Origin of the sequence: Mycolicibacterium arabiense, assembly GCF_010731815.2 — a bacterium.
Classification (GTDB): Bacteria; Actinomycetota; Actinomycetes; order Mycobacteriales; family Mycobacteriaceae; genus Mycobacterium; species Mycobacterium arabiense.
On sequence record NZ_AP022593.1, the window covers coordinates 3,628,590 to 3,641,027 of the forward strand.

Here is a 12,438-nt window from a genome sequence, read left to right on the forward strand (position 1 = left end):
CGGGATGATCACGACCACAAAGCACGGTTGACAGTGACGCAGTTCACTGATTCACTGCCTAGTGACCCAGTGGCTAGGCCAATTAGCCGCACGTAGACGTGGAGAGCGATATGCCTACCGAAGTAATCCCGATTTTGGCGTTGGTGATCATGTTCATCGCCGCGACAGTGCTGCCGGTGAACATGGGCGCACTCGGTTTCGTCGCCGCGTTCTTCGTGGGAACCATCGCCGTGGGGATGGACGCCGACCAGATCATCGGCGGCTTCCCCAGCAGCCTGTTCCTCACCCTGGTCGGCATCACATACCTCTTCGCGATCGCGCAGAACAACGGAACGGTCGACCTCCTGGTCCGCGGGGCCGTTCGGCTGGTCGGTGGCCGGGTGGCGTTGATCCCCTGGGTGATGTTCGGCATCACGGGCGTCCTGACGTCGATCGGAGCCCTAGGGCCGGCCGCGGTCGCGATCGTGGCGCCGATTGCCCTTGGGTTCGCGTCGAGGTACAAGATCAATGCGCTGCTGATGGGCATGATGGTCATTCACGGCGCGCAGGCCGGCGGCTTCTCGCCGATCAGCATCTATGGCGTCACGGTGAACACGATCGCGGCCGACGCAGGCCTGGAGAACAGCCCGTTGACCCTGTTCCTCGGCAGCTTGTTCTTCAACGCCGCGATCGGTGTTCTGCTCTTCGTGTTCCTCGGCGGACGGTCGCTCATCGGACGCAGCGTTCACGACGCCGATGGGCTGCGACCCGACGACGACACCGGCTCGGTCGGAGGCGGCAAAACGCCCACCACCGTCATGCGAGGCTTCGGTACGACCACCACCAAGGCCAAGTCGCAGGCCGTCACGGTCGAGAAGGCGCCGCCGCTGGCAGTCGCCGTCAAGGCGATCACCTTCGATCAGATCCTGACCTTTATTGGGCTGGCCTCGCTCGCGGTGTTCGCCCTCATCCTGGATCTCGACGTGGGCTTCGTGTCGATGACGGTAGCGGTCGTCTTGGCGCTGGCCTCACCGAAGGCTCAGAAGGGCGCCATCAACCAGATCAGCTGGTCCACCGTGCTTCTCATCGGCGGCGTGCTGACGTTCGTCGGCGTATTGCAGGAAGCCGGCACCGTCGAGTGGGTCGGCAATGGCGTTGCGGGACTGGGTATTCCGCTGCTGGTGGCGCTGCTGCTGTGCTACATCGGTGCCATCGTCTCCGCATTCGCGTCGTCGACCGCCATCCTCGGCGTCACCATCCCGCTCGCCGTGCCGTTCCTGATGGCCGGCGAGGTCGGCGCCATCGGCGTGATCGTCGCCCTGGCCATTGCGTCGACGATCGTGGACGTGAGCCCGTTCTCCACCAACGGGGCACTGGTGCTGGCCAACGCTCAAGGCATCGACCGAGACGTGTTCTACAGGCAGATCCTCAAGTACAGCGCACTCGTCGTGGTCATCGGGCCGGTCATCGCCTGGGCGCTGCTGGTGTTGCCCGGCTGGCTCTGACGCCGGTTCACGGCGGCGGCACGCTCTCCCGCGTGTCGCCGCTTTGGCGTGCCGAAACCGGGTCTGAACGGCGGTTTCACCCCATCCGCAGGACTTGACGGCGATGCGCCGACCATCCACAATTGGCTAGGCCACTAGGACACCAATCCAACCCGGAGGACCGTCATGCCACTCAATTCAGGAAGAACCGGTCCGCTGGTCGGCACCGTCATCGTCGATCTGACGCGCGCGCTCGCCGGCCCGCACGCCGCCATGATGCTCGGCGACCTCGGGGCGGACGTGATCAAGGTGGAGAGTCCCAAGGGGGGTGACGACACCCGATCCTGGGGCCCGCCCTTCGTCCAGCCGGCCGATGCCGAACGTGAATCCACCTACTTCCTGTCGGCGAACCGCAACAAGCGGTCGATCGCGCTAGACCTCAAGACAGACGAGGGCAGGCAGGCACTCGAGGACATGGTGTGCAGGGCGGACGTCTTGCTCGAGAACTTCCGAACCGGGGTGCTGGACCGGCTGGGATTCTCGACCCGGCGGCTGGCCGAACTCAACCCGCGGCTCGTCGTGCTGTCCATCAGTGGATTCGGCCACGATGGACCCGAAGGTGGCCGGTCGGGGTACGACCAGATAGCCCAGGGAGAAGCAGGCCTCATGTCGTTCACCGGCTCGGGGCCCGATGACGTTCAACGCGTTGGCGTTCCGATCGCGGACCTGCTCGCCGGCATGTACGGGGCATTCGGCGTCCTCGCTGCGCTGAGGGAGCGCGACCGCACCGGGAGGGGCAAGGTGGTGCGCACCTCGTTGTTGGCAAGTGTCGTCGGCGTACACGCCTTCCAGGGCACGAAGTGGACCGTCGCCGGTGAGGTCGGAGAGGCGCAGGGCAACCATCATCCCTCGATCTGCCCATACGGACTGTTCCCGACCGCCGACGGCGCCGTGCAGATCTCGGTGGGTAGCGAGGGTCTGTGGCACCGGTTCTGCGAGGGCTTCGGCATCGATCCCGACCACGAGGGCATGGCCACCAATCCGCAGCGGGTCGACAACCGGTTGGGCGTCATCGAACTGGTCTCCGAACTGTTTCGCGCTTGGGACACCGAGCGATTGCTGAAGCACCTCGACGAGGTGGGCGTGCCCGCGGGGAAGGTGCGCAACGTCCAAGAGGTATACGAGTGGGAGCAGACCAAGTCCCAAGGGCTGCTCATCGACGTCGAGCATCCGACGCTGGGCCGCGTAACGCTGCCCGGTCCTCCGCTGCGGTTCTTCGACGCAGACGGCACCGAAGTCACGGAGAGACAGCACCTGGCACCGCCAGTCCTCGGAGGCGACGACGAACTGGTCCGCGCGTGGCTGACGGAGGCGGTGTGATGACCCGGTTGAGCGCACGTGAACTGCTCGAGGTCGTCGCCGACGCGGACAGCTTCGAGTGCTGGGACTCACCCGCCGTGGAATATCCCGCCGCGCAGACATACGCCGACGAGTTGGAGGCAGCCCGAACCAAGACCGGCCTCGACGAGTCTGTGCTCACGGGCTCGGTCACCATCCGCGGTCGCCGGGTTGCAATCCTGTTGAGCGAGTTCGCCTTCCTTGCCGGATCGATCGGCGTTGCGGCAGGTGACCGTTTGGTCACCGCGATTCACCGCGCTACCGCGGAGGGGCTGCCGCTCTTGGCGCTGCCCACCTCAGGCGGAACCCGGATGCAGGAGGGCACGGTCGCCTTCCTCCAGATGGTGAAGATCACGGCCGCGATCACCGCGCACAAGGCGGCGCATCTGCCGTACCTCGTCTATCTGCGCCACCCCACGACCGGCGGAGTGTTTGCCTCCTGGGGATCACTCGGCCACCTGACCGTCGCCGAGCCGGCGGCGCTCATCGGCTTCCTGGGCCCGCGGGTCTACGAGGCGCTCTATGACGACGAGTTCCCCCGCGGCGTGCAGACGTCGGAGAATCTCCAGGCGCATGGCCTGATCGACGCCGTGCGACCGCCCGAGCAACTCGGCGAGATCGTGGACCGCGCGCTGCGCATCATGACCGACGCGCCACGCTGCCGTCGGTCGGTGATGGTCACGCCGGAGTGGGACATCGAGGAAGTGCCTGCGTGGACGTCGGTGCTGGCGTCGCGCCGGAGTGACCGTCCCGGCGTCCGGGAGCTGCTGTTCAATGCCGCTGCAGACGTGTTGCCGCTCAACGGAACCGGGCAGGGTGAATCCGACCCGGGTCTGATCTTGGCGTTGGTGCGCTTTGGTGACATGCCGTGCGTGTTGCTGGGTCAGGACCGGCGCGGGCAGACGCCGCTCACCCCGTTGGGTCCCGCCGCGCTACGCGAGGCGCGCCGTGGCATGCGCCTGGCCCAAGACCTGCAGCTGCCGCTGGTCACCGTCATCGACACCGCGGGGGCCGCACTCTCCAAGGACGCCGAGGAAGGTGGGCTGGCGGGCGAGATCGCGCGATGCATCGCCGACATGGTCGACCTCGACACCCCGACAGTGTCATTGCTACTGGGGCAGGGCACCGGGGGAGGTGCGCTGGCACTGGTTCCCGCCGACCGCGTCCTCGCGGCCCAGCATGGGTGGCTCTCGCCGCTCCCGCCGGAGGGTGCGAGCGCAATCGTGCACCGCGACGTCGAGCACGCCGCCGAGATGGCCGACCGGCAGGGAATCCGGTCGGTCGATCTCCGCCGTGCCGGGATCGTCGACCTGATCATCCCCGAACGTCCCGATGCCGCTGAGGAACCGCAGCAATTCTGCGAGCGGGCTGGCGCAGCGCTGCACCGGGAACTTGCCGAACTCATCTCCCAGGACGCGGACATGCGAATGATCGCCCGTGCCAAGCGCTTCAACCGGGTCGGCTACGGCTGCGCCCCGACTGTAGATGCCAATGTCTGAGTCGTGCGGCGCAGCCGCGGGCGGGGGCTGAAGCTCTGCGCCCGGTCCACGAATGAGATGCCCCCACGATCGATGGTCAGTGACCACACCGGTTGATTCGCCGCCGTTACGCTGTAGAGGCCATGCGTTGGACCACTCTCCTCATCGATCACCCGTGGCTTGCGCTGCTCTTTGCAAGTGCCCTGGCTCTCCTGTGGAGGTCGACCCGTTCGCGCATCGCCCTCGTCGCCGCGGTCCTGTGGGTCGCCTATGCCGGGTGGGAGATCGCGGTGTCCGAGGATCGGGCGGACGCCAACGTTCGCATCGACCTGCTCGTCATCTACCCGGTGCTCGCGGTGCTCACCGTGCTCGCCGTGTGGTCCGGCTGGCGGGCAACTCGTCGCCGGTGACGTCGTTGCCCGCGCCGGCCGTCAGCGGCGGATTACGTAGGGAAGTCCGCACTGCGAGAAAGCGTTTCATTCGCCCGGATGTCGACCAGGTTCTGCTCCCACGCTTCGATCACGGCGTCGTATCCACCGTTGCCCAGGACTAGGCGACGGGGCGGCGGATCCTGGGCCATCGCCGCGATCACCGCACGGGCACCGCGGCGCGGATCGCCGGGTTGTACCCCGTCCATCTCGACGAACGTGGCGCGGACCTGTTCCAGCAAGTCGTGATAGACCGGAATCGTCTCCTCGACGGGCTCGTTCGCGAAGCCGGCGTAGGCGTTGGTGCGGAACGCTCCCGGTTCGACCGCCAGCACGGAGATTCCCTGCTCGGCGACCTCATCGCGCAGCGCATCGTTGACGGCTTCGATGGCGTACTTCGTCGCGCTGTAGTAGCCGAATCCCGGCGCCGCCATAAGCCCGGCCACCGAGGACACGTTGACGATCCACCCGTTCCCGCGGGCGCGCATCCCGGGTAGCACCGCGCGTGTCACCGACAGCACCGCGAAGAAGTTCAGCTCGAACATTGCCCGCATCGCGGACTCGTCCATTCCCTCGATCGAGCCGTACCAACCGCGACCGGCGTTGTTGACCAGCACGTCGATACCGGCGAAGTGCTCCTCGGCCTCACGTACCGCACGTTGCACCTGGGCCGCATCGGTAAGTTCCAGCGGCACGACGAGAACGCGGTCGCCGTACTGCTCCGCCCATGCCGCAAGCGCCTCGGGACGCCGGGATGTGAGCGCCACGCGGTCCCCGGTCTCGAGCGCTGCCTCGGCGAACGCCACCCCGAAGTTGCCCGGCGTGCCTCCTGTGATGAACCAGCTCCTGCTCATGGCTCGATCACCAGCCGGCTGATCAGCGCGCCGTCGAGGGTGAAGCGATAGTGCAGATCGGCGACCCCGCCGGGGAAGTTGCCCTCCAGGTGCTGCCCGACGTCGACGCCCGCTTCGGTCGTGTCCGCGCCGGTGAATGTGGAGGTGTAGGTGTACTCGCCGGCCGCGGTGGCCAACCACCCCCCGATCTCGTCGTGTCCCGTGTAGTCGTGGCCTTCGTCGGTCACCACGGCATCCGCGGTGAGTGTGGCCAGCGCTTGGTTCACCTCGAGGGCATCGAGCGCGGTCATGAACGTCTTTATGCTGTCCGGGAGTCCATCCCATTCTGTGGTCATGACTCCACGTTGGAGCTTCCCCTAAGGGGAGAGTCAACCCAATGTTGAGAATTGGTGCCGGTGCTCCTGGCGGCGGGCCGCAATGTTGACCTTGCCCTAGGGGGAAACTCCATGATGGCCTTGCCCGATAACGCGGGCGCGGAATGCATAGGAGGAAGCCATGGGCGCACGAGTCTCGATCGGTGACTTCGCCGTGATGACCAGCCTGAGCAGGAAGGCGCTACGGCACTATCACGACATTGGCATTCTCGAACCAGCCCACATCGACTCCCATACCGGCTACCGCTTCTACGACACCGGCCAGGTCGATTCCGCGCACATCATCCGCCGATTCCGATCTCTGGGCATGTCCATTCCCGACATCAAAGCGCTGCTGAGCACCGACGACGCCGCGGCCCGCACCGAGATCATCACCACCCATCTCGAACAGATGGAGGAGCAGCTGCAACAGACGCGTGACGCCGTTGGCGCGCTGCGCGAGTTACTTGCCCCCGTGCGGACCCCGGCCCACGTGGAGCTGCGACATGAACCTGCGCTCGCCGTGTGGTCGATCGGCGCCACCATCGAGGTGTCCGAGATAGACGGCTGGTTTGGGGCGACGCTGGGGAGACTACGAGACGCGGTGGCAGCGGCAGCAATTGCACCTTCGTGGGTCGTGCCGGGTGGCCTCTACGATCGAGCGTTGTTCCTCGAATCGCGTGGGAGGGCAACGCTCTTCGTTGCAGCGCCGCCCTCCGCGGATCCCCCGGACGGCGTCCGCGCCGAGGTCTTGCCTCAGGCCGAGTTCGCGGTGCTCACCCACTCCGGCGGTCACGACGGCATCGACCGCAGCTACGGGGCTCTAGGGATACACGTAAACGAACATCTGATCAGCGACCAGGGACCGATCCGCGAACACTACATCGGCTCGACGCCCTCGGACCCATACGGCTTCACCGCCACAGAGATCTGCTGGCCGATCTTTAGCACCACGCCACCGCGCGGATGACGGCAACCCGCCGCTAGTTCATTCCGCGAAGAAGCCTGTAGCACAGGACATCGATCAACCCACACTGAACCGCGGACGGGGTCGGCCCGCCGTGGTCATCTCAGCGCACGTTGGTGCGCGATCCGAAGGAGACACCTGACGTGTACGCGCAGTTCGGCACTTACGGAGCATGGCTCAATCCCGCACTGGGCGGTGCCCCCCGTATCAGGTACGCGCCCCAACTCGAAGAGCTGGGTTATCAGACGATCTGGGTGGGAATCGGCGCAGACCCCGTGGGTGACATGCACTTGCTCGAGCAGATGATCGCCGCGACGAAAGACGCAATCATCGCGAGCGCCATCATCAACATGTGGCAGGACGACGCAGGTAGCATCGCCCACCACTATCGCCGAATCGTCGACCGCTACGGACCTCGCCTGCTGCTCGGCATCGGTCTCGGCCATCCTGAAACCCGAGCCACCTACGAAAAGCCGTACGAGCGGGTGGTCCACTACGTCGACGCGCTCCTGGATGGCGGAGTGCCGGCCGAAGCGATGGTGATAGGCGCCCTGGGAACCAACACACTCACACTGGCCGGCGAGAGGACACTGGGCGCACACCCCTATCTCACGGTGCACGCACATACGCGATATGCCCGAGAAACATTGGGCAGCAACGCCTTCCTGGCCCCTGAGCACAAGGTCGTGCTGACCGAGGGCGGTGACGAGGCGCGAAGGATTGGCCGTCCGGCCGTCCAATTTCCCTACCTCGGCTTGCGCAATTACACCAACAACCTGATGCGGCACGGGTTCACCGAAGCGGACGTCGACGGGTCAGGCAGCGACGCACTCATCGACGCCCTAGTCGCCCACGGTTCTCCGAAAATGATCTACGCCCATATCAACGGCCATCTGGCAGCCGGCGCCAACCACATCGGCATCCAAGTCCTCACCGAGGACCCCACCGCCTCACCCGTGCAGGCCTTCCGAACCTTGGCCGAGCACCGCCCTACGCAGTGAGACGCACACGTCTCGATGTCTCTGCTAGACGAGCGACCGGTCGTTGCAGCGCAATCAGCGGAGCAATCTGGCCATGCCGTTGACCGGGCCGTGGCCACGGCCGATCGGATAGGCGGCGCGGATGCACTCGGTGATCCAGAGCTTGGCGAAACCGACCGCCTCGGGAACCCGGTAGCCGTGCGCCAGCGCGGCGGTGATCGCCGCGGCGAGGGTGTCGCCGGCGCCGTGATCATGGGGGGTGTCCACCCGGTGCGCAGCGAACTGGTGGAACTCAGAGCCGTCGAAGAGTAGATCGGAGCTGGTCTGCGAGGTGCGCAGGTGGCCGCCTTTCACGAGCGCCCATTGCGGCCCCAGCGCGTGTAGTGCCCGGGCAGCCTCGCGTTGAGTCGTGTCGTCGACGACGTCGATGCCGACTAGCAGTCGCACCTCGTCGAGGTTAGGCGTCACCAGCGTGGCCAGTGGGATCAGTTCGTCGCGCATGGCGTCCAGCGCATTGGGGTGAAGCAGTGGCTCGCCGACATTGGACGCACACACCGGATCGACCACGAGCGGGACGGTGCCGTCGAGCCCTTCGGACCTCCACGTAGCCACGATGGTCTGAATGATCGCGCTGGACGCCAGCATGCCGGTCTTGGCCGCCTCGATGCCGATGTCGGACGCCACCGCGCTGATCTGCCCCGCGACGATGTCAGTCGGAACTTCGTGAAACGCTCTGACGCCCAACGAGTTTTGGACCGTGACGGCGGTCAGTGCGGCGCACCCATGCACCCCCAGCATCGCGAACGTTCGCATGTCAGCCTGCAGACCCGCGCTGCCGCCCGAATCGGAGCCGGCGATGGTCATGACTCGGCGCGGGGTCTGTCCCGGTGCAGACAGTGGGAGGTCACGAGCGTCGGTCATGGGTATCAGTCTTTCAAAGATCGGCGAACCGGCGGCGGCGGGCTTCCGCTGTCGGGCAGGCGCCTGGTGCGCAGCCCGCGGGTGTCACCACTCAAGTATGCGGATTGCCATTCGCTGATCTTGACGGTCATTCACGGGACGTGCCAGGGGAGTTTCGGACCCAGACGGACGTCGTCGCTCGACCGCGCCTTGCCAATTCGGCTGCTGTCGGGCCGCGCGTGCCGATGGCGGCGGTGATGATCTGGTGGAGTTGAGCATGGTCGTCGAAATGCGAGGTGTGCGAGCCCCGTCGGAGGGTGGTGTCGCTGCCCCTGCCGGCAACGACTAGTACGTCGCCCGGCCGGGCAGCGGACACGGCCAGTTCTAGGGCGCGGTGTCGGTTGGGTTCCTCTATGACGTGGGCGTGACGGGCTCTGCGGGCGCCGGCTAGGACGTCGCGGCGAAGAACTGCGGGGTCGTCGTCTTCGGGGCTTTCGTCGGTGACGATCACCGTATCGGCGTAGGTGGCGGCGACTTGGCCCAGCGGCCTGCGCTTGCTGGGGTCGCGGCTACCGCTGGCTCCAACGACGAGGATCAGTCGACGCTTCGTCAATTGTCTGAGGTAGGGCAGTAGCGTGCGTTGGCCCGCCGTGTTGTGCATGTAGTCGACGATTGCGGTGAAGCGCTGTCCGGCGTGCACGGGTTTACACCTGCCGGTAATCGCAGTCAGGAAGGAGACACCTTCGGCGGCGGCGATGGGGTCGATGCCATCGGCAATCAAGCTGGTCAACGCAACCACTGCGTTCGACACTTGGTGGGGTCCGAGTGTTTGCAGGCATACGCCGGCCGTGCCGGCGGGAGTGCATGCTGTGAAACGACTCCCAGACTCAGTGCAGACGACGTCCTCGGCGTACACGTCGGCCGAAGGGTCCACGGTCGAGCAGGTCCACGTGGGTACCGTGGTGTTCGAGGCCAAGCGCGCTCCGTGGGCATCGTCGACGTTGACCACGGCAATCTGCGTGCGGTCCGAGGTGAACATGCTTGCCTTCGTTGCGAAGTAGGCCTGCATGGTGCCGTGGTAGTCGAGGTGATCGTGGCTGAGATTGGTGAATGCCATCGCGCGGAATTTGGTCCCGTCCACCCGGCGCTGGGCGATGGCGTGGGATGAGACCTCGACGGCGCAGGCCGAGACGCCCTCGCGGTGGAAGTGGGCCAGGGTGCGCTGCAACGTGGCCGCCTCCGGTGTGGTGCGCGTAGGAATGAGGCCCCAGTTCGGTCCCTGGATGCGGGCGCCGGAGATCAGCCCGGTGCATTCGCCTGCGGCGGCAAGGCCTGCTTCGATGAAGTGAGCAGTGCTGGTCTTGCCGTTCGTGCCAGTGACCCCAAAGACGCGGACCCTTCGCGATGGCCTCTGGTGGAACCAGGCCGCCAGCGGCCCTACGACTGCACGGGGGTTGTCGACAATCAGCGTCGGCAAGACCGATGACGGTCGATCGCTGATGGCCAAGACCGCCCCGGCCGCGACAGCCTCATTCTCGAAATCTAGACCGTGCCAACGCGTTCCAGGGATCGCAACGTAGGCGTCTCCTGGCCGAAGTACTCGAGAGTCGTCTACGAGATCCCGCAGGGCGAGCCGGCCGGCGTCCGCGGGCCCGATCACCTTCGTCTGCAGGAACGCTGCGACGTCTGCCACGGACACTGCTGCCGTTGGCGCGCGCCCGGCGTCGGAGTCGACCATCGTGTTTCAGCCCGCCAATCGCGCGTTGACCACGTCTGACGACCGTGGCTCCTCGCTGTGAGTTACCCGGAAGCAACGCCCGTAACCATGGGAATCGAGCAACGCGGTGCTCAGACCGACGTGTCGGATCTGCGGATGTCAGCGGCGCACGGACGAAGTAGGCAGCCTCGCGCGCGGGGACATGCGAACCTCGGCCAGGCGCTGGGGAATACCTGAACGAAGAATGAGGTTTGCGATGCCGTGAAGGCTTTTGGATTTCTGAGCTTTGGGCACTACGCGTCCGCTGGCGGGTCTGGTGGGCCCGGCGCCGCCGACATGTTGCGGGATGCAGTCGACATCGCGTCAGGTGCCGACGAGTTAGGGGTCAACGGCGCATACTTTCGCGTTCACCACTTCGCCCGGCAGTCCGCGGCACCCATGCCGCTGCTTGCTGCGATCGCCGCCCGTACCCAGCGCATCGAGGTCGGCACCGGTGTCATCGACATGCGGTACGAGAATCCCCTGCACCTCGCCGAGGAGGCGGCTGCGCTCGACCTGCTCTCCGAGGGCCGGGTGGCACTTGGAGTCAGTCGCGGGTCGCCTGAGCCTGCGCTGCGCGGGTGGGAGGCCTTCGGGTACACCGGTTCGACGGATCCGCGTGGCGCCGACATCGCCCGGGAGAAGTTCGAGCTGTTCCTGCGTGCCGTCCGCGGTGAGGGTGTCGCCGACGCCGATCCCCAACAGTTTGGGCGAGTCGGAAAGCTGCGCATCGAGCCGCACTCGCCAGGGCTGGCCGAGCGCATCTGGTGGGGCGCCGCATCGCGGGAGACCGCGAGATGGGCGGGCACGGCAGGCGTCAACCTGATGAGTTCGACGCTGCTGACCGAGGCCACGGGGGAGGCCTTCGCAGACCTGCAAGCTGAGCAGATCGACCAGTTTCGTGCCGCGTGGGTGGCCGCAGGTCACCGTCGAACTCCGCGGGTCTCGGTGAGCCGCAGCATCTTCCCGTTGGTGACGGATCTGGACCGGCGCTACTTCGGCCCTCGGGGAGACGATTCGGCAGACCAGGTCGGCATCATCGACGGGTTCCGCTCGACCTTCGGCAAGACCTATGCCGCCGAACCCGACGTCCTCGTCGAGCAACTGAAGGCCGATGCCGCAGTGCAGTCGGCTGACACGCTGATGCTGACGATCCCCAGCCAGCTCGGGGTGGATCTGAACCTGCACATCCTCGAGAGCTTCGCCCGCTACGTGGCCCCTGCGCTGGGATGGGAGCCGAACTTCAAGGGCCTGCCGACGGGTTGAGGCCGGGGACGGCAGGCTCAACCCGTCACTTCAACGGCTCGGGCGTGAAGGTGGCGTCTACTCCGCCGAGGGTCATCGTCACCTGACCTTCCATGACCATCACTTGGCCCGCGACCCGTCGATCGACGGTCTGAGCCAGCCGCTGCACCGGCTCGTTCGGAATCTGCGCCACGGACAGATTGGTCAGCCCGGCCACCTTGGGGCCGACGGTGCGCCACCAGGTGGAGACTCCGGCGGCGAACGGGAACAGCAGCACTTGGTCGGCCTGGCTGGCCGCCTTGCCCAAGGCGCGTGCATCGGGCTGGCCGACGTTGATCCACTCCAGGATGCGGCCGGTGTAGTCGGCCAGCCGCAGGTCCGGTACGCCAGGGGTGGACAGGCCCGCCCCGAACGCCAACTCACCGTCGAGGTCGTCGAGCCTGTATGCGCGCAGGCCAAGGCCAACAGTCGCACCACCATCCGCTCATCGGTCTCACTGGGATGACGGGCCACGGTCAGCGTGTGATCGGCGTAGTAGCCGTGATCGACATTGGAGACGGCGAGTTCGACCTTGAACACTGTCGCAGAAAGAGCCACGTCATAGTGTCCACCCTGG

Annotated in this window: 11 protein-coding genes and 1 pseudogene; 7 read left to right on the forward strand and 5 right to left on the reverse strand. The window is 66.1% G+C overall.

The annotated features are described in order from the left end of the window. Positions 1–110: 110 nt before the first annotated feature. The 4 genes from G6N61_RS18975 (at position 111) to G6N61_RS18990 (ending at position 4,749) form a co-directional block, all read left to right on the forward strand. On the forward strand, positions 111–1,484 hold the full coding sequence (locus G6N61_RS18975; protein WP_163919908.1) for an SLC13 family permease: 1,374 nt from the start codon (positions 111–113) through the stop codon (positions 1,482–1,484). 165 nt (positions 1,485–1,649) lie between these two features. Further along, positions 1,650–2,843, forward strand: coding sequence for a CaiB/BaiF CoA transferase family protein (locus tag G6N61_RS18980; RefSeq protein WP_163919909.1), 1,194 nt, complete (start codon positions 1,650–1,652; stop codon positions 2,841–2,843). After that, the gene (locus tag G6N61_RS18985; protein WP_163919910.1) at positions 2,843–4,360 is read left to right on the forward strand and encodes a carboxyl transferase domain-containing protein; all 1,518 of its coding nucleotides are present in this window, start codon (positions 2,843–2,845) and stop codon (positions 4,358–4,360) included. The genes G6N61_RS18980 and G6N61_RS18985 overlap by 1 nt, the downstream gene beginning before the upstream one ends. A 122-nt stretch (positions 4,361–4,482) precedes the next feature. Then, complete coding sequence (locus G6N61_RS18990) at positions 4,483–4,749, forward strand: hypothetical protein (RefSeq protein WP_163919911.1); 267 nt, start codon at positions 4,483–4,485, stop codon at positions 4,747–4,749. Between the two features lie 32 nt (positions 4,750–4,781). Here the strand turns inward: G6N61_RS18990 and G6N61_RS18995 are convergent, their stop codons facing one another. Beyond that, positions 4,782–5,621, reverse strand: coding sequence for an SDR family NAD(P)-dependent oxidoreductase (locus tag G6N61_RS18995; RefSeq protein ID WP_163919912.1), 840 nt, complete (start codon positions 5,619–5,621; stop codon positions 4,782–4,784). Further along, a complete protein-coding gene (locus G6N61_RS19000) occupies positions 5,618–5,956 on the reverse strand; it encodes a nuclear transport factor 2 family protein (protein ID WP_179973490.1) in 339 nt (112 codons plus the stop codon). Before G6N61_RS19000 ends, G6N61_RS18995 begins: the two co-directional genes overlap by 4 nt. 160 nt (positions 5,957–6,116) lie before the next feature. Between G6N61_RS19000 and G6N61_RS19005 the strand changes: the two genes are divergently transcribed. Beyond that, positions 6,117–6,944: a MerR family transcriptional regulator gene (locus tag G6N61_RS19005; RefSeq protein ID WP_163919913.1), complete on the forward strand. Its 828-nt coding sequence runs from the start codon at positions 6,117–6,119 to the stop codon at positions 6,942–6,944. 140 nt (positions 6,945–7,084) lie between these two features. Continuing rightward, positions 7,085–7,942 carry a TIGR03620 family F420-dependent LLM class oxidoreductase gene (locus G6N61_RS19010; protein WP_163919914.1) on the forward strand — a complete coding sequence of 286 codons (858 nt, stop codon included), beginning with the start codon at positions 7,085–7,087 and terminating at the stop codon, positions 7,940–7,942. Positions 7,943–7,996: 54 nt separating this feature from the next. Here G6N61_RS19010 and thiD read toward each other — a convergent pair whose 3' ends face one another. Both thiD and G6N61_RS19020 read right to left on the reverse strand, forming a co-directional pair. After that, on the reverse strand, positions 7,997–8,842 hold the full coding sequence (gene thiD / locus G6N61_RS19015) for a bifunctional hydroxymethylpyrimidine kinase/phosphomethylpyrimidine kinase (protein WP_163919915.1): 846 nt from the start codon (positions 8,840–8,842) through the stop codon (positions 7,997–7,999). 127 nt (positions 8,843–8,969) lie between these two features. Next, the gene (locus tag G6N61_RS19020; protein WP_163919916.1) at positions 8,970–10,559 is read right to left on the reverse strand and encodes a UDP-N-acetylmuramoyl-L-alanyl-D-glutamate--2,6-diaminopimelate ligase; all 1,590 of its coding nucleotides are present in this window, start codon (positions 10,557–10,559) and stop codon (positions 8,970–8,972) included. A 240-nt stretch (positions 10,560–10,799) separates the two neighbouring features. Between G6N61_RS19020 and G6N61_RS19025 the strand changes: the two genes are divergently transcribed. Then, a complete protein-coding gene (locus G6N61_RS19025) occupies positions 10,800–11,843 on the forward strand; it encodes an LLM class flavin-dependent oxidoreductase (RefSeq protein WP_163919917.1) in 1,044 nt (347 codons plus the stop codon). 25 nt (positions 11,844–11,868) lie between these two features. Here G6N61_RS19025 and G6N61_RS19030 read toward each other — a convergent pair. After that, positions 11,869–12,419, reverse strand: a pseudogene (locus tag G6N61_RS19030) (YaeQ family protein). Between the last annotated feature and the right edge of the window lie 19 nt (positions 12,420–12,438).